Source organism: Enterobacter cloacae complex sp. R_G8, assembly GCF_024599795.1.
Lineage (GTDB): Bacteria > Pseudomonadota > Gammaproteobacteria > Enterobacterales > Enterobacteriaceae > Enterobacter > Enterobacter dissolvens.
The window spans coordinates 253,538-279,434 of record NZ_CP102246.1 but is presented as its reverse complement, the minus strand read 5'-3'; the positions used below and the strand labels follow the sequence as shown (position 1 = coordinate 279,434).

Here is a 25,897-nt window from a genome sequence, read left to right as displayed (position 1 = left end):
AAGATAGACATAAGAAACAGCACAGGAGAAGATCATGGCGGACTGGGTAACAGGTAAAGTCACTAAGATACAATTCTGGACCGATGCGCTATTTAGTCTCACCGTGCATGCTCCCATCCATCCGTTTACGGCCGGTCAGTTTGCCAAGCTGGGGCTGGATATCGACGGCGAGCGCGTGCAGCGCGCCTACTCTTACGTCAACGCGCCCGACAACCCGGATCTCGAGTTCTATCTGGTCACCGTCCCGGACGGCAAACTCAGCCCACGCCTGGCGGCGCTTAAACCGGGTGATGATATACAGATTGTGAGTGACGCGGCAGGTTTCTTCGTCCTGGACGAAATCCCGGACTGCGAAACCCTGTGGATGCTGGCAACCGGCACGGCCATCGGCCCCTATCTCTCCATTTTGCAGTACGGCAAAGACCTGGAGCGGTTTAAAAACATCGTGCTGGTGCATGCGGCGCGTTACGCCGCAGACTTAAGCTATCTGCCGCAGATGCAGGAGCTGGAACAGCAGTACGCCGGAAAGCTGAAAATCCAGACCGTGGTGAGCCGCGAAACGGCGGCGGGTTCGCTTACTGGTCGGGTACCGGCGTTAATTGAGAGTGGTGCTCTGGAAGAGGCTGTTGGCTTACCGATGCGTGCCGAGACCAGCCACGTGATGCTGTGCGGTAACCCGCAGATGGTACGGGACACGCAGCAGCTTCTGAAAGATACCCGGCAGATGACGAAACACCTTCGCCGCCGGCCGGGTCATATGACCGCCGAGCACTACTGGTGATCAGCGGTATTTCACCTCAAGGGTGTCTTTTCCGTATTTGTTTTCGCTCTGGGTGCCAATAAACGCGCCCAGATCGATAACCATCATTACAAAGATAATCGTCGGTAGCAGTTTGCCCACTACCCAGGGGAGGATGGACGGAAGCATCGACCAGTTCCCTGCCACCAGCATCCACGCCAGAATAATCAGAAAAGCCCATGCCCCCGAACGACCGCGATCGTGCAGGCGTTTCACCACCACAGCCGCCGTTGGCCACAGTAAACAAACCAGCGCAAACGCCGCGGTTTGCGTGCTCAGCCATGCGTTATAGGCCACAAAAAACAGAAGCAGCATGGCGACAATCCACGCGGCCATCCAGATCCAGAAGTCACGGCGTCCAATACGCCCTTTGAATGAAAACAACCACTGCTGTATGGTCATGTAAGGTTCCTTATTATCATATAGTGCGCATTTTACCCTGGAGTTGTGACCTTTTGACAAGCCGACCATATATCGATTTAATCATGAGCACTTACGGCCAGGGGCAATGTTGATGAAAAATTCGGCACACTCTCTTTTCCTGTGTTTAGCGATGTTAAGCACCGGTTTTCCCCTGCATGCCGCCGAAACCACTGCCCCGACTACTGCGCCCTATCTTCTGGCAGGTGCTCCGTCGTTCGATCAGTCCATCAGTCAGTTTCGCGAAACCTTTAACCAGACCAACCCAACGCTGCCACTGGATGAGTTTCGTGCCATTGATAGCGCCCGCGATACCCCAACCCTGACGCGTGCCGCCAGCAAGATTAACGAGAACTTGTACGCATCAACGGCGCTGGAGCGCGGCACGCTAAAAATCAAGAGCATGCAGATCACCTGGCTACCTGTTCAGGGGCCGGAGCAGAAAGCCGCTAAAGCGAAGGCACTGGAGTACATGAGTGCGGTTTTGCAGGCATTCACCCCTGCACTGACAAAAAAACAGAGCCAGCAAAAGCTCCAAAAACTGCTGGCCGCGGGTAAAAACAAGCGCTACTACGCCGATACCGAAGGGGCAGTGCGCTATGTGGTGGCAGATAACGGCGAAAAAGGCCTGACCTTCGCTGTTGAACCGATTAAGCTGGCACTATCAGACACACTCGGAGGGGCGAATTAATGACAAAAAGCAAAGCCTTTCGAGGGAAAATCTCTATACTGATTCACAGACCATGCTGCCCGTCAGGGTGGCCATATTCCTTAATTCGCTTATTGAGCGTGGAGAATTGAAATGCGACATCCTTTAGTGATGGGTAACTGGAAACTGAACGGCAGCCGCCACATGGTAAACGAACTGGTTGCTAACCTGCGTACAGAGCTGGCTGGCGTGACAGGCTGCGCGGTTGCTATCGCTCCGCCGGATATGTACCTGGATCTGGCTAAACGTGCCGCTGATGGCAGCCACATCATTCTGGGCGCACAGAACGTTGACGTTAACCTGTCTGGCGCATTCACCGGTGAAACCTCTGCTGAAATGCTGAAAGACATCGGCGCGAAATACATCATCATCGGCCACTCTGAGCGTCGTACCTACCACAAAGAATCCGACGAATTCATCGCGAAGAAATTTGCGGTGCTGAAAGAGCAGGGTCTGATCCCGGTTCTGTGCATCGGTGAAACCGAAGCAGAAAACGAAGCGGGCAAAACTGAAGAAGTGTGCGCACGTCAGATTGACGCGGTGCTGAAAACGCAGGGCGCGGCAGCATTCGAAGGCGCGGTTATCGCTTACGAGCCAGTATGGGCGATCGGTACCGGCAAATCTGCCACCCCAGCGCAGGCTCAGGCGGTTCACAAATTCATCCGTGATCACATTGCGAAAGCCGACGCGAAAGTGGCAGAGCAGGTTATCATCCAGTACGGCGGTTCCGTAAACGCCTCCAACGCAGCTGAACTGTTCACCCAGCCAGACATCGATGGCGCGCTGGTTGGCGGTGCATCCCTGAAAGCTGACGCTTTCGCGGTGATCGTTAAAGCGGCAGAAGCGGCTAAACAGGCGTAATGCTGTTGTGGCGGGTAGCGTTTGCGCTTACCCGCCCTGCAATATCGCTACAACCGGCCCAGCACACTAAACCATAAATAATCCAGCGGCAGCAGCACCAGATACGTGGCAATCGCCAGCGCCAGACAAAGCACCATCCCCGCCTTTGCAGGCACCTTTCCTAATCCCATCGCCACCACAATCGGCGACGCCTGATACGGCAGCAGCGGCGTGGAATAGCCCAGCACCTGAATCATGATGACAGACAATAGCGGGAAGCCCGTCGCCTCCGAGAAACTCTGCGCCAGTGTGGTGTACAGCGCCGGGACCCCGTTAGCCGTCATAATAAAGTTCAGTGCCGTGGTGATCCCGGTCAGCGCCAGGAAACTGGTGAACGGTTTGTCGGCATCCAGCGGCATAATCTGCAGCAACGTCTCCCCCACCGCCGTGCCGATGCCGGTTTGCGTCACCACAATCGCCAGTCCAAGGATGCCCGCCACGTAAATACAGGTGCGCATATTCACCCCCGTCGAGAACTCTTCTCCGGTGATAAAACCAACGCGTGGCAGCATCACAATGACCGATGCCGCCAGCCCCGTCCATGCAGGCCCCACACCGTGCCAGCTCTCCGTCACCCACATTCCCAGCACCAACGCCAGCAGCCAGGCGAGACGTTTTTCATCTCGCCCCATCGGTTCAGCGGGCGCCAGATCCCTGGGCGGCTGCGGGCTGCCGGGGAATAACCAGCAGATTAAGCCAATCAGAATCCCCCCTTTGAGAATACCGAGCACCGGCGTGTGCAGCAGCAGATAAGGAACGTAGTTCAGATGAATGCCGTATGATCCCTCTGCCGCGCCGCTCATCACCAGGTTAGGGACGTTGGCAGGCAGGATGGTGGCCGAAAGCTGGAACGTGCCGAACCCGACAGCCAGCGCCAGTCCAAACCAGGCACGTGACCCGTCGGCAATACTGGCGCGTTTTGCCATGGCAGCAACGATGGGCATCAGCAGCGCGATACGCCCCATGTTCGATGGCATCACAAATGCCAGGGCATAGCTCAGCAGAACCACGCTGGCTACCATCAGCACCCAGGAGTCGGTAAGCCTGGCGGAGAGCGCCCGCGCGGCCCTGTCAGCCAGACCGGTTTTGCGGATCGCCACGCCAAGTACAAAGCCGCTGAACACCAGCCAGAAAGCAGACGAGGCAAAACCGCCAAAAATAACCTCCGGCGGGGCTATTCTGGCGGTCATCGCTGCCGTGAAGAACAGCAGCGCGGTGATGAATTCCGGTAGTAGCGACGTCGCCCATAACACAATGGTGACGCCGACTATCGCTGAGGGCACAAACAGAGGGTGGGTTAACCAGAGCGACATGCCTGTCTCCTGTCGTTTTTTTCAGCAAGTCTACGGCGACAGGCAGGACGAGTAAACGCTATTTATGGTGGGGTTACTTGAGGATATCGCATTGATGATCCTGCAATTCCTCAGCCGACGCGCGGTTAAGCGTAAGCAGATTCCGTTCAGTCGCCAGCAACACAAACGAGCCATCCGACTGCTGAGCCATCGCCAGCGCGAAGCGCCCCATATGATCACGCGCTTCCGGTAACTCTTCTGCCAGCATCATAAACGGGCTCCGCTGTACCAGCTCGTTCTCCGTCACCCGGCGGGCGAGATATTCATGCCCTTCCAGTCCGCCAGGAAGTGGCAGCCATTGGGTGCTGATTTGCCCCTGCACGGCATTGAGCTTCTCGCGCACGTCCGGGCGCAGGCAGGAGATGTGAATATGGAAATGGTTCTGCGTGCGGCCCGTGGGTGAGTTGATGGTCAATGATATTGCGCTGTCCGGCACCTCGGAGCCATGCTTCATGCTCATAAAGCTCCGGGCCTGCCATGCCAGCCAGAAGAAATTGGGTGTTTGAGGCTGTGTCAGAAGCGGGCTTTCGGTGCCGTTGATGCGGTAGGTCGGCATCAGCAGGTACTGCAGTGGCCCGTTGCGATCCTTGAACACCACATAGCCCGCGTCAGGTTTCACCTGCGCACACGGCGCCGGATGACGATGTTGGATCTGATTGGGTACACACTGGTCGAGCACGATGTGACGCAACGCATTTGGATTACCTGCTTTCATCCAGTACACGCCACCCGCGGCAAGGGCGATAACGATCAGAATCAGTAAGATAATTTTTTTCACAACGCGTTCCCTGTTTTCAATAGAGGCCAAAGAGTAACGCAAAATGATGACCAAATAAAAAACCCGGTGGATTTCTCACACCGGGTCACCGTGTCGTTCGTTACAAAACGTTAGCGTTTGCTGATCTGATCAAAGGTTCCGCCGTTAGAGAAGTGCTCTTTCTGCGCTTTCGTCCAGCCACCGAACACGTCATCAATAGTGAAGAGTTTCAGTTTAGGGAATACGCTTTCGTATTTCTTCGCCACTGCCGGATCGCGTGGACGATAGAAGTTCTTCGCCGCAATTTCCTGGCCTTCTGGCGAGTAGAGATACTTCAGGTAAGCTTCCGCCACCGCTTTGGTCTCTTTTTTCTCAACCACTTTATCCACCACAGAAACGGTCGGCTCCGCGAGGATAGATTCGCTCGGGGTCACGATCTCGAATTTGTCTTTACCCAGTTCGTTGGTCGCCAGCAGGGCTTCGTTTTCCCAGGCAATCAGCACATCGCCAATGCCGCGTTCTACGAAGGTATTGGTTGCGCCACGCGCGCCGGAGTCCAGCACCTCAACGTTTTTATACAGCGCTTTGACGAACTCCTGAGCTTTGGCCTGATCGCCATTGTTGTGATGCAGGGCGTAGCCCCAGGCTGCCAGGTAGTTCCAGCGTGCGCCGCCTGAGCTTTTCGGGTTCGGCGTGATGACCGACACGCCGGGTTTCACCAGATCGTTCCAGTCATGAATCTGTTTCGGGTTGCCTTTACGCACCAGGAAAACGATGGTCGAAGTGTATGGCGCGGAGTTATCCGGCAGGCGTTTAATCCAGTTTTTATCAATACGGCCACGTTCGGCAATCGCGTCCACATCGTAGGCCAGCGCCAGCGTCACCACATCCGCTTCAATGCCGTTGATGACGGACGTCGCCTGCTTACCAGAGCCGCCGTGAGACTGGCGAATCACCACATTGTCGCCTGTTTCCTGCTTCCAGTGTGCCGCAAAGGCTTTGTTGTACTGCTCGTACAGCTCACGTGTCGGGTCGTAAGACACGTTCAGTAACTGGATATCCTTAGCCAGAACGCTGGTCGATGCCAGCAATAATGTTAAACCCACGCCCCATTTATTCATCGCCCAGCTCTCATGTGTAGTGTTTTGATAAATGCAGCGTGCCAGAAACGGAATTGATGATTAAAGAATAAAAAAAGATTGGCTATAACTTTGAGGAATAAATAGTGGATGAGTGGCCTGATGCCCTCACCCCAGCCCTCTCCCACGGGAGAGGGAGCAAACATAAAAAAACGGTAACCCAGGGGTTACCGTTTTGCATTTACCCTGGATGCCGATCAGTACAGTTTTTTCGCGCAGTCCAGCCAGTCACCTTTGAACGGACGCTTCATGTTTTCGATGGCGTCGATGATGTCATGGTGAACCAGTTTTTCGTTCTGAATACCAACACAACGACCGCCGTGGCCCTGCAGCAGCAGTTCAATCGCGTACGCGCCCATACGGGAGGCCAGGATACGGTCGTATGGCCCCGGGGAACCACCACGCTGGATGTGACCCAGAACGGTCGCGCGGGTTTCACGTTTCGTTTCTGCTTCAATGTACTTCGCCAGCTCATCAACATCACAGATATGCTCGGTGATCGCGACGATGGCGTGTTTCTTACCTTTGGCGATACCGGCTTTGATTTCAGCGACCAGATCTTCACGGCTGAATTCCACTTCCGGTACCACAACAAACTCACAGCCACCCGCAATAGCCGCAGCCAGGGTCAGATCACCACAGTAACGGCCCATCACTTCAACGATGGAGATACGCTGGTGAGAAGAAGAGGTGTCACGCAGGCGGTCAATCGCTTCCACAACGGTTCCCAGGGCGGTGAAGTAACCGATGGTGTAGTCAGTGCCTTTGATGTCGTTGTCGATGGTGCCAGGCAGACCGATGCACGGGAAGCCCATTTCAGTCAGACGTTTTGCACCCATGTACGAACCATCACCACCGATAACAACCAGTGCGTCGAGGCCGCGTTTTTTCATGTTCTCGATAGCCACTTCACGTACGTGTTCGTCGCGGAATTCCGGGAAGCGCGCAGAACCGAGGAAGGTACCACCACGGTTGATCATGTCGGACACGCTGTAACGGTCGAGCTGAACCATACGGTCTTCATACAGACCCAGATAACCATCATAGATACCAAAAACTTCCAGACCTTCCGTCAGCGCTGCACGAACAACCCCACGAATTGCCGCGTTCATGCCCGGCGCATCACCGCCGCTTGTCAACACACCGATTTTCTTAATCATGACTACCTCTGAACTTAGGAATGCAAAATTGAAATCTGTTGCCGGAAGAAACTTGTCGACCAACGAATACTGCAAATAGTATATCAACCACTTCCAGCTGAATTGATTCAGGTCAGACCAAATGGCGGTAATTTATACACAAAATGCTGGCCTGGCTCACTTTTTTACAACGAATTACGAAAGCCCAACATAACCGGGTACAACCGAGCAGGGATCCTGGTGAATAATGACGTCCGATCCAGGAAAACGCTGCAAAATCGCCTGCTCCACCTGCTCAGCAATAACGTGAGCCTGAACCAATGGCAGGTTGTCTTCCATTTCTATGTGAATCTGAATAAAGCGGGTCGGCCCTGACTGCCGCGTACGAAGATCGTGAGCACCACTGACGCCCGGCCAGGAGGTCACGATAGTATAAATTTCATCGCGTTCTGCGTCGGGAAGCGCACGGTCGAGAAGCGATTGCACCGCGTCATACCCCATCCGCAAGGCGCTATATAAAATATAGATGCCAATCCCTAACGCAAACAACGCATCGGCCCGATGCCAGCCATACCAGGCCAGACCGAGCGCAATAAGAATAGCGCCATTCATCATAACATCAGACTGATAATGAAGCATATCTGCCCGTACGGCCTGGCTTTGGGTTTTGCGAACCACCCAGCGCTGAAATGTTACAAGAACGAGGGTGCATATAAGTGCAACCACTGTCACAATCACGCCCACACCGGGATCGTTCATCGGCGATGGCGAAACAAGATGCTGAATGCCGGTTAAAAACAGGAACAGCGCAGAGCCGGAAATAAACATGCTTTGCGCCAGCGCCGCCAGCGACTCGGCTTTGCCGTGTCCGAAGGTGTGCTCTTCATCCGCCGGTTGCAGTGAGTAACGCACCACCAGCAGGTTGGTCAGCGAGGCGGCAATATCCATCAGCGAGTCCACCAGCGCCGCCAGAATACTGACCGAGCCCGTGTACCACCACGCGAATATTTTGATGACCAGCAAGCTCGATGCCACGACCGTTGCGGCAATGGCGGCCCGGCTGACCAGTCGTCCATAGGATTGATTCATAAATACTCCTGTCATGCCATGCCGCTAGTATAACGGAAGGTTACGGAGTCAAAGGATGAATAAACGGTTAACACATCAGAATGAAGGGCAAAAAAAACCCCCACATCATGTGGGGGAAGACAGGGATGGTGTCTATGGCAAGGAAAACAGGGTTTACTGGTTACTACGGGTACTGCTATTGCTACTGAAAAACGTCGCTTCTGAGCTTCGCTGCATCCGTGCAACCTCACGCAACTGGTCCATTCGTTGCTGATGTTTCTGGTTCAAAACCGCTTGCTGCTCGGGCGATAACAGGTGGAACATCTGGTTGCGGACCTTCGCCATTTCTACCTGGCGGGCAACCTGCTCCTGTGCCATTTTTTCGGCCTGAGCGCGTACAGCGCTTTCGTCAAAATTTTCTGCGGTGACAAGGCGATGCATTGTCTCCATTTCGCTAACATTAACAGGGGGCTGATCGTGTCGTGCCCTCTGCATCAGATCTCGCATCTGTTGACGCTGATGTTCGGTTAAACTTATGCCGTCAAACATATGGCTTTGGCTGCTGTGCTGCGTTATGCCCTCTTGTGAGGACTCGTTATCGCCGATGATAGCTACAGCGGCCTGGCTAAAAGCACTGAACGCCAGCGTTGAGGCCATGACGGCAGCGGTAACTTTGCGCATCACTTGCTCCCAAAATCTTTCGTGTCGCGATTCAACGAGAGACAGTCTACGATTCAGGCTGCAAACATGCGTCAGGGGGTGTAAAACAACGTAAAGTCATGGATTAGATAGCCTTGATGTCGTAATTTCTGCCTCGGAGGTATTTAAACAATGAATAAAATCCTGTTAGTTGATGATGACCGAGAGCTCACATCTCTTTTAAAGGAGTTGCTCGACATGGAAGGTTTCAACGTTCTGGTCGCCCATGATGGCGAGCAGGCGCTGAGTCTCCTTGACGACAGCATCGATCTACTTTTGCTCGACGTCATGATGCCGAAGAAAAACGGCATTGATACGCTGAAAGAGCTTCGCCAGACACACCAGACCCCCGTTATCATGCTGACCGCGCGCGGCAGCGAACTAGACCGTGTACTTGGCCTTGAGCTGGGTGCGGATGACTATCTACCGAAGCCGTTTAACGACCGTGAACTGGTCGCCCGTATTCGCGCTATCCTGCGTCGTTCCCACTGGAGCGAACAGCAGCAGAATACTGACAACAGTTCACCAACGCTGGAAGTGGACTCCCTGAGCCTGAATCCGGGCCGTCAGGAAGCGAGCTTTGACGGTGAAACGCTGGAGCTGACCGGCACCGAGTTCACGCTGCTGTATCTGCTGGCGCAACATCTCGGCCAGGTGGTATCGCGTGAACACCTAAGCCAGGAAGTGCTGGGTAAACGCCTCACACCGTTTGACCGCGCTATCGATATGCATATCTCGAACCTGCGTCGCAAGCTGCCGGAGCGTAAAGACGGTCACCCGTGGTTTAAAACCCTGCGTGGTCGCGGCTATCTGATGGTCTCCGCTTCATGATAGGAAGCTTAACCGCCCGCATCTTCGCCATCTTCTGGCTGACGCTGGCCCTGGTTTTAATGCTCGTTTTGATGTTGCCAAAACTCGACTCACGCCAGATGACGGAGCTTCTCGACAGCGAGCAACGTCAGGGCGTGATGATCGAGCAACACGTAGAAGCCGAGCTGGCAAACGATCCGCCAAACGATTTGATGTGGTGGCGCAGGCTGTTTCGCGCTATCGACAAATGGGCACCTCCCGGACAACGCCTGCTGCTGGTGACCAGCGAAGGCCGCGTGATTGGCGCAGATCGCCACGAAATGCAGATTATCCGCAACTTCATTGGCCAGGCGGATAACGCCGATCATCCGCAGAAGAAAAAATATGGTCGGGTTGAGATGGTGGGTCCTTTCTCCGTCAGAGACGGGGAAGATAATTACCAGCTCTACCTGATTCGCCCTGCGAGCAACTCCCAGTCCGATTTTATTAACCTGCTGTTTGACCGTCCGCTTCTGCTGCTGATTGTGACGATGCTGGTCAGTTCACCGCTGCTGTTATGGCTGGCGTGGAGTCTGGCAAAACCGGCGCGTAAGCTGAAAAATGCCGCGGACGAAGTGGCACAGGGCAACCTGCGACAGCACCCTGAGCTGGAAGCCGGACCGCAGGAATTTCTTGCCGCCGGGGCCAGTTTCAACCAGATGGTCACCGCACTTGAGCGCATGATGACCACGCAGCAACGTCTGCTGTCGGATATCTCGCACGAACTGCGTACGCCGCTCACGCGACTCCAGCTGGGCACCGCGCTGCTGCGCCGCCGCAGCGGTGAAAGCAAAGAGCTGGAACGTATCGAAACCGAAGCCCAGCGTCTGGACAGCATGATCAACGATCTGCTGGTGATGTCGCGCAATCAGCAGAAAAACGCGCTGGTGAGTGAAACGGTGAAAGCCAATCATCTGTGGCATGAAGTGTTAGACAACGCGGCGTTTGAAGCGGAGCAGATGGGTAAATCGTTCACCGTCAACTTCCCGCCGGGGCCATGGCCGCTGTACGGTAACCCCAACACGCTGGAGAGCGCGCTGGAGAATATCGTGCGTAACGCCCTGCGCTACTCGCATACAAAGATTGAGGTGGCCTTCTCGGTGGATAAAGACGGCATCACGATCATTGTCGATGATGATGGTCCTGGCGTGAGTCCGGAAGACCGCGAGCAAATTTTCCGTCCGTTCTACCGCACCGACGAGGCGCGGGATCGTGAATCTGGCGGCACCGGGCTGGGTCTGGCGATTGTTGAAACCGCCATGCAGCAGCATCGCGGCTGGGTGAAAGCCGACGACAGTCCGTTGGGCGGGCTGCGGTTAACGCTGTGGTTACCGTTGTATAAGCGCGCGTAATCCCCTCACCCTATCCCTCTCCCTTGTACGGTCCGGGGACATGGTAGACAGGTGTTCGGGGACATGGTGAACACTTTTTAACATCCTTTACCCATGGTGATCGACTTTTTCTTCAGGTCGATCACCCCCACTTTTGTGCTGTACCACCACACCTCGTAGCGGCCGTCTTCCTGCATCTCCTTCAGCCCGACCCGTTCTCCCCTGAACGCCTTGCCTGCGCTCAGACTTACCCCTTTCACGCTCAGCTTTCCGCTGATATCCACTTTCCTGACCATCACGCCCTCGTCGTATTCCGGGGGCGTTGTGTTGCCGCTGTACCGTCGCGATGACGGCTGATACCGCGAGCCCGGTACCGCCATATCCAGCGCCTCATGCGGGCGTTCAAGGTTATAGACCGTCCGCCAGTGGTCGAAGGCGCGCTGCAGTTCGCCCTCACTCGCGAACCATTTACCCTGCAGCACCTCCGTCTTCAGGCTGCGGTGAAAACGCTCCAGCTTGCCCTGCGTCTGCGGATGATACGGCCGGGAGTGTCCCACCCGGATACCATGGCGCATCAGCCACAGCTCGAGCGCCGTCCAGGTGCCGGTGGTGTCTCCCCACGGGGCGCCGTTGTCCATCGTCATCCTGTCCGGCAGGCCGTAGCGTTCAAACACGCTGACCAGTTGTTGCTGCACGGTCTCACGCCGTTCATCGCTACAGTGCGCCAGGCACAGGGAAAAACGGGAGTGGTCATCCAGCAGGGTGAGCGGATGGCAGCGGCCACCGCCAAAGGGAAAGTGGCCCTTAAAATCCATCTGCCAGAGCCGGTTCGGCGCGTCATGTTCGAACCGTCCCGTGGCGGGAATGCCCGGTGAAGTGCCCGGCAGCAGGCCGTGACGGGCCATCAGGTTATGAACGGTGCTGAAGGCGGGCATACGGTGCCCCTGGTCTTCCAGCCAGCGCTTTATCTTGCGTGCGCCCCAGCGTTCATGGCGGTCATGGGCCATACGCAGCAGGGCAGTGATGTCGTCAGATGAGCGGTTCGGGGAATGGTGCGGTATGCGCGGGCGGTCCTGAAGGCCGGAGGAACCTTCCTCCATCCAGCGACGAAGCCACTTGTAGCCGGTGGCAGGTGAAATGCCGAAGCGACGGCAGAGGGAACGGATGTTCGCCCCGTCCTGCGAGGCGAACAAAACAAACTCGGTACGTAATGACATGGTATCTCTCGCATCCCAGGGCATAAGCGACTCCATAAACGGGTTCTTATGCCTTAGTTGTAAGTGTCTACCATGTCCCCGAACAAGTGTTCACTATGTCCCCGGACCGTACACCCTAAAGGGGAGAGGGCCGGGGTGAGGGGCACTATTTCCCCCACAATCTCCGCGAATTATCCTCGATCTGCCGACTAGTGCGGCGTTTCTGCATTGTTCTGGTCCAGCTGGTGGATAACCCTGCCGCCGACAACAGGCGATGATACTGCTCGTCATCAAACGGCATATGCCAGGCAATGGCGCAGGCGTCATACACCGACACATCGCTGAGGCGCGACACCAGCTCCAGCGGCGCATCCACGGATACCTGACCCGCCAGCACCACCCGGTACAACCAGCCCGTTTTGCCGGCGCTCTGCAACCGTGCGGACATGTCGTTGATGCCGAAATGGAAGTTAAGTTTGAAGCACGGCGAGCGTGGCTGCGTCACCTGAATAAGCGCCTCGCCCCAGCGGAAGATATCGCCGATGAAGACATTCTTCTCGGTCAGCCCTTCGGTGGAGAGATTTTCCCCAAACGCGGGGGCAACGAAAAGGTCCGCCTGCTCGGGGAATTCGGTAATCCAGTATTGATAGTGCTCGCGCGGATAGTGGCACAACGCGCGCTCGGGCCCGCCGTGGATTTTCTTCTCGGCCTGCTCGTCCCCCGCAAGCCCAAGATCGGTTAACGTCAGCTCACCGTCAACCTGCACTTTGGCGATGGCGCTCGGGCGGCTGCCGTCGTATTCCCTTACCTTGCCTGTAAACACATTCACCGGGTAATGCATCTCTACTCCTTCAGATACAAAAAAAGCGAGTCATCAGACTCGCTTCTCACAGGCGTCAATGCAACCTTATTTTTTCGCAGCGAAACGTGCTGCTGCTTCGTCCCAGTTCACCACGTCCCAGAAGGCTTTGATGTAGTCCGGGCGACGGTTCTGGAACTTCAGGTAGTAAGCGTGTTCCCACACGTCCAGGCCCAGGATTGGGAAACCGGATGCGCCAGAGATCGCTTCACCCATCAGCGGGGAATCCTGGTTAGCGGTAGAAACCACCGCCAGTTTGTCACCTTTCAGTACCAGCCACGCCCAGCCGGAGCCGAAACGGGTTGCAGCGGCTTTCTCAAATTCCGCTTTGAAGTTGTCAACGGAACCGAAGTCACGTTCGATAGCCGCTTTCAGGTCGCCCTGCAGGGTAGTACCGGTTTTCAGGCCTTTCCAGAACAGGCTGTGGTTCGCGTGACCACCTGCGTTGTTACGCAGTACGGTTTTCTTGTCCGCTGGCAGTTGGTCCAGTTTGGTGATCAGCTCTTCAACAGGCAGGTTAGCGAACTCTGGCAGGCTTTCCAGCGCAGCATTCGCGTTGTTCACATAGGTCTGGTGGTGTTTAGTGTGATGGATTTCCATCGTCTGCTTGTCGAAATGCGGTTCCAGTGCGTCATAGGCATACGGCAGGGATGGCAGTGTATAACTCATAATCCTCTCCATTAGTGTCGGGCGGCACAGCTGTTAATGCCGCGTAAGCAGTTGGTTCATTATAGTTAATTAAATGATATTGAAAATGATTATCAATGCCGTAGTTTTTATAAGGTTATTCAGGTTTTGCATGATGACAAAATTGTGAGACTGCTCACCCGGTTAACGTGCTGATTGCCATCCAAAACAGAAGTGCGGCAACCTTCTGAAGGTTCATGAACCGCCTAATTTTTACACTCATCAAGTCGGCGGGAAGCCACCGACTATAAAAACGATGAGGACGTAAAAATGAATCATGCGATTACGATGGGTATCTTCTGGCATTTGATAGGCGCAGCCAGTGCAGCCTGTTTCTATGCCCCGTTTAAAAAGGTGAAAGGGTGGTCGTGGGAAACCATGTGGTCAGTTGGCGGTACCGTGTCCTGGCTGATTTTGCCATGGACCATTAGCGCCATGCTGCTCCCGGATTTCTGGGGCTACTTCACCTCCTTCAGTGCCTCCACCCTGCTGCCGGTGTTTCTCTTCGGTGCGATGTGGGGCATCGGCAACATCAACTACGGCCTGACCATGCGCTACCTCGGGATGTCGATGGGTATCGGCATCGCGATTGGCATTACCCTGATCGTCGGCACGCTGATGACGCCCATTCTTAACGGCAATGTCGACGTGTTGATCAACACCAAAGGCGGGCAGATGACGCTGCTGGGCGTGCTTGTCGCGGTGATCGGCGTGGGTATCGTCACCCGTGCGGGTCAACTGAAAGAGCGCAAGATGGGCATCAAAGCCGAAGACTTTAACCTGAAGAAAGGGCTATTGCTGGCAGTGATGTGCGGCATCTTCTCGGCGGGCATGTCGTTCGCCATGAACGCCGCGAAACCTATGCACGAAGCGGCCGCCGCGCTGGGCGTCGACCCGCTGTACGTGGCGCTGCCAAGCTACGTGGTCATCATGGGCGGCGGTGCGCTGGTCAACCTCGGCTTCTGCTTCATTCGTCTGGCAAAGGTGAAGGATCTGTCGGTAAAGGCCGATTTCTCACTGGCAAAATCCTTAATCCTCACCAATGTACTGCTGTCGATGCTGGGCGGCCTCATGTGGTACCTGCAGTTCTTTTTCTACGCCTGGGGTCACGCCAGCATTCCACCGCAATACGACTACATAAGCTGGATGCTGCACATGAGCTTTTACGTGCTGTGCGGCGGGCTGGTTGGGCTGGTACTGAAGGAGTGGAATAACGCCGGGCGTCGTCCGGTGGGCGTACTGAGCCTGGGCTGCGTGGTGATCATCATTGCCGCTAACATTGTCGGCCTCGGCATGGCGAACTGATTACGCTGCCTTTCGACTACGATGACGCCACTGAACCGGCGTCATCCCCACCTCGCGGTTAAACACCACCGAAAAGTAGTTACTGTCCTCAAATCCACAGCGCATCGCCACTTCACTGACCATCAGCTCCGTATGCTGGAGCAGATACTGGGCGTGGCAGATGCGCAGCTGGCGCAGGTAGTGGTTCACCGTCATCCCCGTCTGGGTGCGGAACTGCTGGCGCAGCGCGCGCTCGCTACACTGCTCCTGCTCGCAGAACTTTTCCAGCACGAAACTTTTGTTAAGGCTGCCCGCAAGTCGGGTGATCAGCTTATCCAGCAGCGCTTCCTGCGCGGTCGCGGAGGGGTTATCGGTGGCATAACGATGGCGTTTGAGGGTCATGACCAGCTGGGCGAAAAGCAGTTCTGACATCGCATTTGCCTCCGGATCGCTCTTCTGACTCTCCTGCTCCAGCTGGGAGATCGTCTGGCGCACCTGAGCCATGCCGTTGCTGCTTAAGCGCCAGTGCGGTTCACCTCTGGCATTAAGAAAACCGGGGATATGGGCCGCCCAGTCGACATTCAGTTTGAGTCGGTCCGGGCAGTAGATGACGTTCTGCAACACCAGATCGTTAACCGAGGCGTAGGCGTGTTTATCTTCGGCGCGAATGTAAAACAGATCGCCACGCGTGATGCGGTAGGGTCTGTCGTTGAGGATATGTAAACCATTGCCGCGCCACACCAGCACCAGCTCGCAAAACTCGTGGGTATGCACGGCAAAGACATTTTGCGGGTAGCGGTCGGCCACCGCGACGGCCTGACTCGCGGAGGCAAAAAAATCATCTTTGCGAAGGATTAACTGAGCGGCCACACCCTAACCTCTACGGCGAATAACCGGACATTATTAGCCTTTTTGCGGCAATAAAACGGTGATTGCCTTCGCGTTACTGGAGTGAAGTATCCTTCCCCTGACGGATATCGCGTGGGGACCAGTTAAATTCGCGGCGAAAAAGGGTCGAAAAGTGATTACTGTCGCCAAAACCGCAGCGATAGGCGATATCCGTGACGCTTTCATCAGTGTGACGCAAAAGGTGACGCGCTTTAATCAGGCGCAGACGGTTGAGGTAGCGCTGCGGCGTCAGCCCGGTGTGCTGCTTGAGCTGACGATGGAGCGTACGCAACGACAGCGAAAAATCATCCGCCAGCGTTTCCCAGCAAATGTCCTCGGCGAAATGGTCCTCCAGCCAGGCCATCAGCTGGTTCAGCCGTGCGTCGTTATTTTCCAGCCCTTCCACCAGGCTACTGCGACGCAGCAGTACCAGCAGTTGCATAAACAGCAGCTCGCGGGTGGCAATGGCATGCATCGCCTGCCCGTCCTCGCTCTGCTCCAGTTGATTCACCAGCTGGCGCACCTGCTGCAACGTGGACTGATTGACCCGCCAGTGCGACGGGTAGTGTCCATCCTGCTCCTGGGGCAGGAGCTTGTTTAAACCCGACAGAAACTGGAATGCGTCCGGCGAACGATAGAGCACGTTGGTCAGGCACAGGTTGTCGGTATGTTCATACAAATGCCTGTCGTGATCGCGCACAAAGCACACCGTACCGCCGCTGATGGTGTACGGCTGGCCGTTAAAGACGTGAATGCCTGTCCCATGCTCGACAATCACAATTTCATGAAAATCATGATGATGTTCAGGAAACGCAGCCTGCGGGAGCCGTGGCTCAATCGCGACCGGAGACGTTCCCGACGGGAAAAAATCGACACTGTGCAGTACGGTCATAACGGCCCCCACCAATGAGAAAAGTTCTCAAAATAGTAATTAAGGCCTTCCACACTCACCTTAAATTTTTGACAGCAAACGTCGCAAAAGCTGTCCATTTTTCAAGAAACAGACGGAAAAATCGGGAAATGCGGTCAGCGTCACATTGCCCGAAAACCCCGCCCTGACTGGAAATTGTGAACTCCCTCACGTTCATCTTTGCTTTCTTGCCAGCGCGAGATTCGGGCTGTCAGTGACGAGAAGGTGGTCTTTTCTTCCCTTTTTTACACTCAACACCAATGACTTAAGAAGGGACCTGACCATGACTTTTCGCCATTGTGTGGCTGTCGATTTAGGCGCATCCAGCGGCCGCGTAATGCTCGCCACCTGGGACTGCGGCCAGCACACACTTACGCTTCGCGAAATGCACCGTTTCGCCAACTGCCTGCAAAAACAGGACGGTTTTGATACCTGGGATATTGATGCCCTGGAAGCGGAGATCCGCACCGGGCTGAACAACGTCTGCAATGACGGCATACGCATCGACAGCATCGGCATTGATACCTGGGGCGTGGACTACGTTTTGCTCGACAGCCACGGCGACCGCGTCGGCCTGCCCGTCTCGTATCGCGACAGCCGCACCGACGGGCTGATGGCACAGGCCATCGCGCAGCTTGGCAAGGACACCATCTATGGCCGCAGCGGCATTCAGTTTCTGCCCTTTAACACCCTGTATCAGCTGCGTGCGCTGGTTGAGCAGCAGCCGGAGCTGGTCAAAAAGGTGGCGCACGCGCTGCTGATCCCGGACTACTTAAGCTACCGGCTGACCGGCAACATGAACTGGGAATACACCAACGCCACCACCACGCAACTAGTCAACATCAACACCGACAGCTGGGATGAAACCCTGCTGGCCTGGACAGGCGCCTCACCGTCCTGGTTCGGCACGCCGACCCATCCGGGTAACGTGATCGGTTACTGGATTTGCCCACAGGGGAATGAAATCCCGGTGGTCGCCGTCGCCAGTCACGACACCGCCAGCGCGGTGATTGCCTCCCCGCTGGTCAGTAAAGATGCTGCTTACCTCTCTTCCGGAACCTGGTCGCTGATGGGCTTTGAGAGCAAAACGCCCTACACCAGCGACGCGGCAATGGCGGCGAACATCACTAACGAAGGCGGTGCCGAAGGACGCTACCGCGTGCTGAAGAACATCATGGGCCTGTGGCTGCTCCAGCGAATGCTGAAAGAGCAGCACATTTCCGACCTGCCGGCGCTTATCGCAGAAACCGAAAAGCTGAAGGCCTGTACGTTCCTGATCAACCCGAACGACGACCGCTTTATTAATCCGGTGCATATGAGCGCTGAAATCCAGGCCGCCTGTTTTGAAGCCGGGCAGCCGGTGCCGTCCAGTCCTGCCGAGCTGGCGCGCTGCATTTTTGACAGCCTCGCCCTGCTCTACGCGGATGTTCTGAGCGAGCTGGCGAACCTTCGCGGTAAACCGTTCAGCCAACTGCATATCGTGGGCGGCGGCTGCCAGAACCAGCTGCTGAACCAGCTCTGCGCCGATGCCTGCGGCATCACCGTGGTGGCGGGTCCGGTGGAGGCGTCCACGCTCGGTAACATCGGCATTCAGCTGATGGCCCTGGACGAACTTTCAGACGTCGACGAATTCCGCTCGGTGGTCACCGCGAATACCCGCCTGACCACCTTCATTCCTAATCCCTGCCATGAAATTGCCCGCTACCGGGCGCAGTTTCAGCAAAAACGACTGACTAAGGAGCTTTGCGCATGACCACTCAACTTGAACAAGCCTGGGACCTGGCTAAACAGCGTTTCGCCGCCGTCGGCGTGGATGTCGACGCGGCGCTGCGCCAGCTCGACCGTCTGCCGGTCTCCATGCACTGCTGGCAGGGCGATGACGTCGCCGGCTTCGAGAACCCGGGCGGTTCCCTGACGGGTGGCATTCAGGCGACGGGTAACTACCCAGGCAAAGCGCGCAACGCCACCGAACTGCGTGCGGATCTGGAGCTGGCGCTGAGCCTGATCCCGGGACCAAAACGCCTGAACCTGCACGCGATCTATCTGGAGTCTGACGAGCCGGTGGCGCGTAACGCAATCAAACCGGAGCATTTCAGGAATTGGGTGGAGTGGGCGAAAGCCAACAAGCTGGGTCTGGACTTTAACCCGTCCTGCTTCTCGCATCCGCTGAGCGCGGACGGGTTTACCCTCGCGCACGCCAACGACGACATTCGTCAGTTCTGGATCGATCACGTCAAAGCCTGCCGCCGCGTCTCGGCCTGGTTTGGCGAGCAGCTTGGCACGCCGTCAGTGATGAACATCTGGATCCCGGACGGCATGAAAGACATCACCGTCGACCGTCTCGCCCCGCGTCAGCGCCTGCTGGCCGCGCTGGATGAGGCCATCAGCGAAAAGCTCAATCCGGCGCACCACATCGACGCGGTGGAGAGCAAGCTGTTCGGCATTGGCGCGGAGAGCTACACCGTCGGCTCGAACGAGTTCTACATGGGTTACGCCACCAGCCGTCAGACCGCGTTGTGCCTGGACGCCGGTCACTTCCACCCCACAGAAGTGATCTCCGACAAAATCTCCGCCGCCATGCTCTTCGTGCCGCGCCTGCTGCTGCACGTCAGCCGTCCGGTGCGCTGGGACAGCGACCACGTGGTGCTGCTGGATGACGAAACCCAGGCGATTGCCAGCGAAATCATCCGTCATGACCTCTTCGACCGCGTGCACATTGGCCTCGACTTCTTTGACGCCTCCATCAACCGCATCGCAGCGTGGGTGATCGGCACCCGCAATATGAAAAAAGCCTTGCTGCGCGCACTGCTGGAGCCAACCGCAGCGCTGAAACAGCTGGAAGCAAACGGTGACTACACCGCGCGCCTGGCGCTGCTGGAAGAGCAGAAATCCCTGCCGTGGCAGGCCGTGTGGGAGATGTACTGCCAGCGCAACGACGCGCCTGCAGGCAGCCAGTGGCTGGAAAACGTGCGTGCGTATGAGAAAGACGTATTGAGTCAGCGCGGGTAATTTTGCCCTCACCCTACCCCTCTCCCACAGGGAGAGGGAACTTTTACCCCCTCTCCCTGTGGGAGAGGGCTGGGGTGAGGGATTCAACCTCACCGCGATAACTGGAAAAGAAAACTATGCAGACCATCACCACCTCCTGGTTCGTCCAAGGCATGATCAAAGCCACCTCTGACGCCTGGCTGAAGGGCTGGGACGAGCGTAACGGCGGTAACCTCACGCTGCGCCTGGACGACGCGGATATCGAACCCTACACCGCCGATTTCCACCAGACGCCACGCTATATTGCCCTGAGCCAGCCCATGCCGCTGCTCGCCAATACGCCGTTTATCGTCACCGGCTCCGGCAAGTTCTTCCGCAACGTTCAGCTCGATCCGCAGGCCAACCTTGGCGTGGTGAAAGTGGACAGCGACGGCGCGGGCTACCACATCCTGTGGGGCCTGACCGATGAGGCGGTACCCACGTCTGAACTGCCGGCGCACTTCCTCTCGCATTGCGAGCGCATCAGGGCGACCGACGGCAAAGACCGCGTGATTATGCACTGCCACGCCACCAACCTGATCGCCCTGACCTACGTGCTGGAAAACAGCTCTGACTTCATCACCCGCAAGCTGTGGGAAGGCAGCACCGAGTGTCTGGTGGTCTTCCCGGACGGGGTCGGCATTCTGCCGTGGATGGTGCCGGGTACCGACGAAATCGGCCAGGCAACCGCCAAAGATATGCAAAAACATTCGCTGGTGCTGTGGCCATTCCACGGCGTCTTCGGCAGCGGTCCGACGCTGGATGAAACCTTCGGCCTGATCGACACCGCCGAGAAATCCGCGGAAGTGCTGGTAAAGGTTTATTCCATGGGCGGTATGAAGCAGACCATTACCCGCGAAGAGCTTATTGCGCTCAGCAAGCGCTTCGGCGTGAACCCGCTGCGGTCAGCGCTGGAAATATACGCATAAACCCTCGCTGACCGGACGGTACGGGCGATAGTTAAGGAGAATTATCATGAGCTTTATGTTGGCACTTCCAAAAATCAGTCTGCACGGCGCGGGCGCTATAGGCGACATGGTCAAGCGGGTGGCAGACAAACGGTGGGGCAAAGCGCTGATTGTCACCGACGGTCAGCTGGTGAAGCTGGGCCTGCTGGACAGCCTGTTTACCGCACTGGATGCCCATCAGATGTCGTATCACCTGTTCGACGACGTGTTCCCGAACCCGACGGAAGCGCTGGTGCAAAAAGGCTATGCAGCCTATCGGGACGCGGAATGTGATTACCTCATCGCCTTCGGCGGCGGTAGCCCTATTGATACCGCCAAAGCCATTAAGATCCTCACCGCCAACCCCGGCCCATCCACCGATTATTCCGGCGTCGGCAAGGTGACAAACCCGGGCGTACCGCTGGTGGCGATAAACACCACCGCAGGCACGGCGGCGGAGATGACCAGTAACGCGGTGATTATCGATTCTGCGCGTCAGGTGAAAGAGGTGATCATCGACCCGAACATCATTCCGGATATCGCCGTGGATGATGCCAGCGTGATGCTCAATATTCCTGCCTCCGTGACCGCCGCAACGGGGATGGATGCGTTAACCCATGCCATTGAAGCCTATGTCTCCGTTGGCGCGCACCCGCTGACCGATGCCAACGCGCTGGAAGCAATTCGCCTGATTAACCTCTGGCTGCCCAAAGCGGTCGACGACGGCCATAACCTGGAAGCACGCGAGCAGATGGCGTTTGGTCAGTATCTGGCGGGCATGGCGTTTAACAGTGCTGGCCTCGGGCTCGTGCATGCCCTGGCGCACCAGCCGGGCGCGACGCACAACCTGCCGCACGGCGTGTGCAACGCCATCCTGCTGCCGATCATTGAAAACTTTAACCGCCCGAACGCCGTAGCACGGTTTGCTCGCGTGGCGCAGGCGATGGGCGTCGACACGCGCGGCATGAGCGACGAAGCAGCCAGCCTGTCAGCAATTCAGGCAATTCGCGACCTGAGCGCCCGCGTCGGCATTCCGTCCGGCTTCAGCCAGCTCGGCGTAACGAAGGCGGACATTGAAGGCTGGCTGGATAAAGCCCTCGCCGACCCGTGCGCGCCATGCAACCCGCGCACCGCCAGCCGCGACGAGGTACGCGAGTTATATCTGGAGGCATTATGATCCGCAAAGCTTTTGTTATGCAGGTTAACCCGGATGCGCACGAGGAGTACGCGCGTCGCCACAACCCCATCTGGCCCGAGCTGGAAGCGGTGCTGAAGGACCACGGCGCGCATCACTACGCCATTTATCTCGACCGGGAACGTAACCTGCTGTTTGCCACCGTAGAGATTGAATCGGAGGAGCGCTGGAATGCGGTCGCGAATACCGATGTCTGCCAGCGCTGGTGGAAACACATGCGTGATGTAATGCCGTCGAACCCGGACAACAGCCCGGTGAGTACCGGGCTGGAAGCGGTGTTTTATCTGGACTGACTGGTTAACGCTGCCGCGCCCGCGGCAGCGGCTATCTCCTGCCTGCTGCTCAGCGTAAACGCCGACACCACCGTAATTGCCAGCACGAAGCAGCCCAGCATCAGATACGTCTCCTGGAAGCCGATCCGGTCATACATATTTCCGGCAAAGGCGGAGAGGAAAATGGCCGCTGACTGTTTGGCAAACTGAAAGCCAATCAGATAGATAGTGGCCGAGAGTCGCGTATCAAACACACCGGTGATGTACTTGAATGCCCCCACCAGCAGGAACGGGACTTCCAGCGCGTGCAGCATTTTCAGGGCGATGACCTCCACGGCGGTAGTGGCAAACGACGAGCCGATGATGCGCGTCGCCATAATCAACCCGGCGATCAGCAACGTATTTTTCGCGCCAATGCGGTTAATGATCCACGGCGAGCAGAACATGATAATGGCGTTACAGATCTCCCCCGCCGTCGTCGCGAAACCAAAGGCGCGAGTGCCCTCCTGCGGCGTGGCGAAGAAGGTTTTGAAGAAGGTGGCGAACTGCTGATCAAAAACGTCATAGACGCAGGCCACGCCAATCACGTACAGAATAAACATCCACATTCTGCGCTGACGGAACAGGTTAAAGACCGTTTTCGCGGTGATCTGCGGCTGGTTGGCACCCAGGGCATTCATCACCTGTGCCGTCTGATTGGGCTTCGGCTTCGCGACCACCAGCAGCAGCATCAGCAACAGCGCCGCCGCCGATCCCATCCAGAAAACGTATGACGGATCGATGCCAAACAGGATGCCCCCCGTTGAGGCGCACAATCCCCAGCCGAGGCAGCCGAACATGCGCGCCTTGCCGTATTCAAAGGCGCTGTTGCGGCTCACGCGTTCAATATAGGCCTCAATCGCTCCGGACCCCGCCGAAAAAACAAAGCCGATATACAGCCCGCCGCTCAGCGCACCCAGCCAGATGTTGGTTTTCAGCAGCGGCGCGAATACGTACAGGAAGAAAGGAGCAAACAAAAACAGCAGCGCAGAGATAATCCACAGCAGATGTTTTTTCAGCCCCAGCTTGTCGGAAATCACCCCCAGTACCGGCTGGAAGGCAATGGCGGAAAGTGAGATACAGGAGAAAACAATACCGGTATGGGTTTTGTTCAGGCCAATGATATCCGACAGCCAGATCGGCAGGAACGGAAAGCAGGTGGCCATGATGAAGAAGTAGAGAAAGAAGAACAGCCCGAAGATCCAGAAGTTAGGGTTGTCTTTGTGGGTACAGGTTGTTGTGTTCATTATTTTTATCCTCAACGGAGGGCCAGTTTCCCGGCCCGTCACCCTTACACGCGTTCCACACCAATCAGAATGGCGGTTTCCGGGTCGAGAATCGGCAGCGCAATACCCGCCTGCGTCAGCCACTCACCGCTCACCGTTTGCGGTGTCTCCATCCATGCCGGCAGCTTGCGCATGGTGTGCCCGCCTTTGCCCGTAATCTGAATATTAGGGTGATCGAGCAGCGAGATACGGTACTGCGCGCTGGCCTCCAGCCCCGGCATGCGCAGCGGCATCATCAGGGTATAATCCGGCATCGCGAGTTGGCTGACGATAAACAGCCCCTGCGATTTGTCTTCGCTCACGATACCCTGCGCCAGCGTGGTGGCGTCCGGCATATCCACGCGCCACTGGGTGCCGTGGTGGATCACCTCGCGCCACTGCTTGTGCAGCGCAGCGTAACGGCGATAACCTTCGCGCTCTTTCTCATCCACAGTGAGCGGATCCAGCTCCAGCCCCATATGGCCAAACAGCGCCGTCAAACCGCGGAAGGCAATGCTGTGCTGGCGGAACGTCGCGTGGCATTTATGATGACCGATATGCGCGCCCATCACCTCCGGCGGGAAGAAGTAGCTCATGCCGCGCTGAATGGTGCAGCGCTCCAGCGCGTCGTTGTTGTCGGACGCCCAGAAGCGGTGGCTGCGGGCCAGTACTTCGTAATCGATTCGTCCGCCACCGGAGGAGCAGGATTCAAATTCAATATGCGGGAAACGCTCGCCCAGCACATCTAAAAGTCGATAAAACTGGCGGGTCTGCGCGTCGGCGGCGGCTCTGCCGTTATGGCCAGGCTGCACCAGCTCGCGGTTCATATCCCACTTCACATAGTCGACTGCGTGCTCGCCCAGCAGCCAGCTCATGCGCTCCACCAGGTAATCAAACGCTTGCGGAATGTTGAGGTTGAGCACCAGCTGATGGCGCCCTGTGGCCTGCGTGTAACCGGGCAACGCCAGCACCCAGTCGGGGTGCGCGCGGTAGAGATCGGAATCCGGGTTGATCATCTCCGGTTCAATCCAGATACCAAACTCCATACCAAGATGTTTGACGTGGTCGATCACGGGTCGCAGGCCGTTCGGGTATTTTTTCTCGTCCAGATACCAGTCGCCCAGCGCGGCATGGTCGTCGTTACGCCCTTTGAACCAGCCGTCATCAATGATAAAGCGCTCTACGCCCAGCGCGGCCGCCTCGTCAGCCATTCGCATGATGTATTCCGGGTCGTGGCTGAAGTAGATCCCCTCCCAGGTGTTGAGATGGATCGGGCGTGGTTTGTTTTCAGGGAAACGGATGATGTTGTCGCGCAGATAGCGGTGAAACTGCTGGCTCATCCCGTTCAGCCCGTGCGCGGAGTAGCTCGCATAAAGGCGTGGCGTCCAGAGCGTTTGTCCCTCTTCCAGCGCCATCTCCCCTGGCAGGTAAAGCGCTTCCGCTTGCAGATAGCGACGGCCATCGGTTTTGGCTTCCGCGCGAAGGCGATGGTTGCCGCTCCAGCCCAGATGCACACCCCAGACGTCGCCGTGCATTTCACTGAACGACGGCGTGCCTGAAATCAGCGCCGGGAAGTGTTCGTGAGACGTTCTACCCCGGCGGTTCTCAATCACGAAGCTGTCATGCTCCAGCCTGACGCGGTGCGGCTGGAACTCACGGATCCAGCGGCCATGAAACGCCATCACCTCCTGGGCGCGTTCCGCCACGGGCAGCGTGACGGCAAAACGGTCAACCTGCCACGCCTGTTCACGCAGGTTGGTCAGGCCATGACGCACCACCAGTACACCGCTCTTATCAAGCGACAGTTCGCTGGTCAGGCGCAGTCCAGCCAGTTCATCTTCCGCCATTATCGTCAGGGTGTGTCCCTGCTTCTGAACGCGTGTGGTTTTAAATACCGGCGAACCATCCAGCCCATGGCGGTGGCCCTCGATGCCCGGCGATCCAAACAAACCATGGCCCAGTTCTGCCATCAGCGTCACCGGCGAATCGACGTCGAGCCTGCCATTTGCCACAGGACGCGCAAGACTTATGACTTCTTGCGCCGAAAAGTGCTGAAGATGAGGTCCCCAGTAGAGAATTTCGGCAAATGGGTGGGTTTTTATCACCACGTCTGTCGTGTTGCTTTCAAGTCGTAAAATCGTTTCTTGCATCAGACATCTCCTGTCA

The 25,897-nt window shown here is 56.7% G+C and carries 25 protein-coding genes; 11 read left to right on the top strand and 14 right to left on the bottom strand.

All coding sequences use genetic code 11. The features are described from left to right. Positions 1-34 precede the first annotated feature (34 nt). Positions 35-781 carry a ferredoxin--NADP(+) reductase gene (gene fpr, locus NQ842_RS01355; RefSeq protein WP_014833761.1) on the top strand — a complete coding sequence of 249 codons (747 nt, stop codon included), beginning with the start codon at positions 35-37 and terminating at the stop codon, positions 779-781. Here fpr and NQ842_RS01350 read toward each other — a convergent pair whose 3' ends face one another. Then, positions 782-1,201 carry a DUF805 domain-containing protein gene (locus NQ842_RS01350; protein WP_014833762.1) on the bottom strand — a complete coding sequence of 140 codons (420 nt, stop codon included), beginning with the start codon at positions 1,199-1,201 and terminating at the stop codon, positions 782-784. 112 nt (positions 1,202-1,313) lie between these two features. On the opposite strand from NQ842_RS01350, the gene NQ842_RS01345 reads away from it, so the two are divergent. Further along, positions 1,314-1,910: a DUF1454 family protein gene (locus tag NQ842_RS01345; protein ID WP_046889522.1), complete on the top strand. Its 597-nt coding sequence runs from the start codon at positions 1,314-1,316 to the stop codon at positions 1,908-1,910. A gap of 111 nt (positions 1,911-2,021) precedes the next feature. After that, a complete protein-coding gene (tpiA, locus tag NQ842_RS01340) occupies positions 2,022-2,789 on the top strand; it encodes a triose-phosphate isomerase (protein ID WP_014833764.1) in 768 nt (255 codons plus the stop codon). Between the two features lie 47 nt (positions 2,790-2,836). Here the strand turns inward: tpiA and NQ842_RS01335 are convergent, their stop codons facing one another. The 6 genes from NQ842_RS01335 to cpxP all read right to left on the bottom strand — a co-directional run bounded on the left by NQ842_RS01335 (position 2,837) and on the right by cpxP (position 8,964). Continuing rightward, positions 2,837-4,141, bottom strand: a complete 1,305-nt coding sequence (locus tag NQ842_RS01335) for an SLC13 family permease (RefSeq protein WP_257256433.1) — start codon at positions 4,139-4,141, stop codon at positions 2,837-2,839. 73 nt (positions 4,142-4,214) lie between these two features. Then, entirely contained in the window at positions 4,215-4,958 is a 744-nt protein-coding gene (locus NQ842_RS01330) for a CDP-diacylglycerol diphosphatase (protein WP_014833766.1), read from the bottom strand. Between the two features lie 110 nt (positions 4,959-5,068). Beyond that, the gene (locus NQ842_RS01325; protein ID WP_014833767.1) at positions 5,069-6,058 is read right to left on the bottom strand and encodes a sulfate ABC transporter substrate-binding protein; all 990 of its coding nucleotides are present in this window, start codon (positions 6,056-6,058) and stop codon (positions 5,069-5,071) included. 215 nt (positions 6,059-6,273) lie between these two features. Then, positions 6,274-7,236, bottom strand: coding sequence for a 6-phosphofructokinase (pfkA, locus tag NQ842_RS01320; protein ID WP_013099327.1), 963 nt, complete (start codon positions 7,234-7,236; stop codon positions 6,274-6,276). 174 nt (positions 7,237-7,410) lie between these two features. Then, positions 7,411-8,304 carry a CDF family cation-efflux transporter FieF gene (gene fieF / locus NQ842_RS01315; protein WP_014833768.1) on the bottom strand — a complete coding sequence of 298 codons (894 nt, stop codon included), beginning with the start codon at positions 8,302-8,304 and terminating at the stop codon, positions 7,411-7,413. Between the two features lie 153 nt (positions 8,305-8,457). Continuing rightward, positions 8,458-8,964 carry a cell-envelope stress modulator CpxP gene (gene cpxP, locus NQ842_RS01310; RefSeq protein ID WP_046889525.1) on the bottom strand — a complete coding sequence of 169 codons (507 nt, stop codon included), beginning with the start codon at positions 8,962-8,964 and terminating at the stop codon, positions 8,458-8,460. Between the two features lie 150 nt (positions 8,965-9,114). Between cpxP and cpxR the strand changes: the two genes are divergently transcribed. Both cpxR and cpxA read left to right on the top strand, forming a co-directional pair. Next, positions 9,115-9,813, top strand: coding sequence for an envelope stress response regulator transcription factor CpxR (cpxR, locus tag NQ842_RS01305; RefSeq protein WP_003862004.1), 699 nt, complete (start codon positions 9,115-9,117; stop codon positions 9,811-9,813). Beyond that, entirely contained in the window at positions 9,810-11,183 is a 1,374-nt protein-coding gene (gene cpxA, locus NQ842_RS01300) for an envelope stress sensor histidine kinase CpxA (RefSeq protein WP_014833770.1), read from the top strand. The genes cpxR and cpxA overlap by 4 nt, the downstream gene beginning before the upstream one ends. A gap of 77 nt (positions 11,184-11,260) precedes the next feature. Here cpxA and NQ842_RS01295 read toward each other — a convergent pair whose 3' ends face one another. The 3 genes from NQ842_RS01295 to sodA form a co-directional block, all read right to left on the bottom strand. Beyond that, complete coding sequence (locus NQ842_RS01295) at positions 11,261-12,415, bottom strand: IS481 family transposase (protein ID WP_373371034.1); 1,155 nt, start codon at positions 12,413-12,415, stop codon at positions 11,261-11,263. A gap of 109 nt (positions 12,416-12,524) precedes the next feature. Then, positions 12,525-13,199 carry a 6-hydroxyaminopurine reductase gene (yiiM, locus tag NQ842_RS01290; RefSeq protein WP_096928698.1) on the bottom strand — a complete coding sequence of 225 codons (675 nt, stop codon included), beginning with the start codon at positions 13,197-13,199 and terminating at the stop codon, positions 12,525-12,527. A 66-nt stretch (positions 13,200-13,265) separates the two neighbouring features. Next, entirely contained in the window at positions 13,266-13,886 is a 621-nt protein-coding gene (sodA, locus tag NQ842_RS01285) for a superoxide dismutase [Mn] (RefSeq protein WP_003861999.1), read from the bottom strand. 288 nt (positions 13,887-14,174) lie between these two features. On the opposite strand from sodA, the gene rhaT reads away from it, so the two are divergent. Next, entirely contained in the window at positions 14,175-15,209 is a 1,035-nt protein-coding gene (gene rhaT / locus NQ842_RS01280; protein WP_014833773.1) for an L-rhamnose/proton symporter RhaT, read from the top strand. Here rhaT and rhaR read toward each other — a convergent pair whose 3' ends face one another. Further along, complete coding sequence (rhaR, locus tag NQ842_RS01275; protein ID WP_014833774.1) at positions 15,210-16,058, bottom strand: HTH-type transcriptional activator RhaR; 849 nt, start codon at positions 16,056-16,058, stop codon at positions 15,210-15,212. Between the two features lie 73 nt (positions 16,059-16,131). After that, positions 16,132-16,968, bottom strand: coding sequence for an HTH-type transcriptional activator RhaS (gene rhaS / locus NQ842_RS01270; RefSeq protein ID WP_047360308.1), 837 nt, complete (start codon positions 16,966-16,968; stop codon positions 16,132-16,134). A gap of 301 nt (positions 16,969-17,269) precedes the next feature. On the opposite strand from rhaS, the gene rhaB reads away from it, so the two are divergent. The 5 genes from rhaB to rhaM all read left to right on the top strand — a co-directional run bounded on the left by rhaB (position 17,270) and on the right by rhaM (position 22,448). Then, on the top strand, positions 17,270-18,739 hold the full coding sequence (gene rhaB / locus NQ842_RS01265; RefSeq protein WP_248060753.1) for a rhamnulokinase: 1,470 nt from the start codon (positions 17,270-17,272) through the stop codon (positions 18,737-18,739). Next, a complete protein-coding gene (gene rhaA, locus NQ842_RS01260) occupies positions 18,736-19,995 on the top strand; it encodes an L-rhamnose isomerase (RefSeq protein WP_014833777.1) in 1,260 nt (419 codons plus the stop codon). The genes rhaB and rhaA overlap by 4 nt, the downstream gene beginning before the upstream one ends. Before the next feature lie 116 nt (positions 19,996-20,111). Next, a complete protein-coding gene (gene rhaD / locus NQ842_RS01255; RefSeq protein ID WP_257256432.1) occupies positions 20,112-20,942 on the top strand; it encodes a rhamnulose-1-phosphate aldolase in 831 nt (276 codons plus the stop codon). 46 nt (positions 20,943-20,988) lie between these two features. Further along, the gene (gene fucO, locus NQ842_RS01250) at positions 20,989-22,137 is read left to right on the top strand and encodes a lactaldehyde reductase (protein ID WP_046889528.1); all 1,149 of its coding nucleotides are present in this window, start codon (positions 20,989-20,991) and stop codon (positions 22,135-22,137) included. Further along, positions 22,134-22,448, top strand: a complete 315-nt coding sequence (gene rhaM / locus NQ842_RS01245; protein ID WP_047360312.1) for an L-rhamnose mutarotase — start codon at positions 22,134-22,136, stop codon at positions 22,446-22,448. The genes fucO and rhaM overlap by 4 nt, the downstream gene beginning before the upstream one ends. On the opposite strand, the gene NQ842_RS01240 is transcribed toward rhaM, so the two are convergent. Both NQ842_RS01240 and NQ842_RS01235 read right to left on the bottom strand, forming a co-directional pair. After that, positions 22,436-23,713 carry an MFS transporter gene (locus tag NQ842_RS01240; RefSeq protein WP_014833781.1) on the bottom strand — a complete coding sequence of 426 codons (1,278 nt, stop codon included), beginning with the start codon at positions 23,711-23,713 and terminating at the stop codon, positions 22,436-22,438. The two genes, rhaM and NQ842_RS01240, sit on opposite strands and share 13 nt — an antisense overlap. Positions 23,714-23,757: 44 nt before the next feature. Then, entirely contained in the window at positions 23,758-25,881 is a 2,124-nt protein-coding gene (locus NQ842_RS01235; RefSeq protein ID WP_257256431.1) for an alpha-galactosidase, read from the bottom strand. Positions 25,882-25,897: the final 16 nt, after the last annotated feature.

Bases quoted from the DNA above. Each gene is read 5' to 3' on its own strand.
- fpr (WP_014833761.1), top strand. From the start codon at position 35: ATGGCGGACTGGGTAACAGGTAAAGTCACTAAGATACAATTCTGGACC.
- NQ842_RS01350 (WP_014833762.1), bottom strand. From the start codon at position 1,201: ATGACCATACAGCAGTGGTTGTTTTCATTCAAAGGGCGTATTGGACGC.
- NQ842_RS01345 (WP_046889522.1), top strand. From the start codon at position 1,314: ATGAAAAATTCGGCACACTCTCTTTTCCTGTGTTTAGCGATGTTAAGC.
- tpiA (WP_014833764.1), top strand. From the start codon at position 2,022: ATGCGACATCCTTTAGTGATGGGTAACTGGAAACTGAACGGCAGCCGC.
- NQ842_RS01335 (WP_257256433.1), bottom strand. From the start codon at position 4,141: ATGTCGCTCTGGTTAACCCACCCTCTGTTTGTGCCCTCAGCGATAGTC.
- NQ842_RS01325 (WP_014833767.1), bottom strand. From the start codon at position 6,058: ATGAATAAATGGGGCGTGGGTTTAACATTATTGCTGGCATCGACCAGC.
- pfkA (WP_013099327.1), bottom strand. From the start codon at position 7,236: ATGATTAAGAAAATCGGTGTGTTGACAAGCGGCGGTGATGCGCCGGGC.
- fieF (WP_014833768.1), bottom strand. From the start codon at position 8,304: ATGAATCAATCCTATGGACGACTGGTCAGCCGGGCCGCCATTGCCGCA.
- cpxP (WP_046889525.1), bottom strand. From the start codon at position 8,964: ATGCGCAAAGTTACCGCTGCCGTCATGGCCTCAACGCTGGCGTTCAGT.
- cpxR (WP_003862004.1), top strand. From the start codon at position 9,115: ATGAATAAAATCCTGTTAGTTGATGATGACCGAGAGCTCACATCTCTT.
- cpxA (WP_014833770.1), top strand. From the start codon at position 9,810: ATGATAGGAAGCTTAACCGCCCGCATCTTCGCCATCTTCTGGCTGACG.
- NQ842_RS01295 (WP_373371034.1), bottom strand. From the start codon at position 12,415: ATGGAGTCGCTTATGCCCTGGGATGCGAGAGATACCATGTCATTACGT.
- yiiM (WP_096928698.1), bottom strand. From the start codon at position 13,199: ATGCATTACCCGGTGAATGTGTTTACAGGCAAGGTAAGGGAATACGAC.
- sodA (WP_003861999.1), bottom strand. From the start codon at position 13,886: ATGAGTTATACACTGCCATCCCTGCCGTATGCCTATGACGCACTGGAA.
- rhaT (WP_014833773.1), top strand. From the start codon at position 14,175: ATGAATCATGCGATTACGATGGGTATCTTCTGGCATTTGATAGGCGCA.
- rhaS (WP_047360308.1), bottom strand. From the start codon at position 16,968: ATGACCGTACTGCACAGTGTCGATTTTTTCCCGTCGGGAACGTCTCCG.
- rhaB (WP_248060753.1), top strand. From the start codon at position 17,270: ATGACTTTTCGCCATTGTGTGGCTGTCGATTTAGGCGCATCCAGCGGC.
- rhaA (WP_014833777.1), top strand. From the start codon at position 18,736: ATGACCACTCAACTTGAACAAGCCTGGGACCTGGCTAAACAGCGTTTC.
- rhaD (WP_257256432.1), top strand. From the start codon at position 20,112: ATGCAGACCATCACCACCTCCTGGTTCGTCCAAGGCATGATCAAAGCC.
- fucO (WP_046889528.1), top strand. From the start codon at position 20,989: ATGAGCTTTATGTTGGCACTTCCAAAAATCAGTCTGCACGGCGCGGGC.
- rhaM (WP_047360312.1), top strand. From the start codon at position 22,134: ATGATCCGCAAAGCTTTTGTTATGCAGGTTAACCCGGATGCGCACGAG.
- NQ842_RS01240 (WP_014833781.1), bottom strand. From the start codon at position 23,713: ATGAACACAACAACCTGTACCCACAAAGACAACCCTAACTTCTGGATC.
- NQ842_RS01235 (WP_257256431.1), bottom strand. From the start codon at position 25,881: ATGCAAGAAACGATTTTACGACTTGAAAGCAACACGACAGACGTGGTG.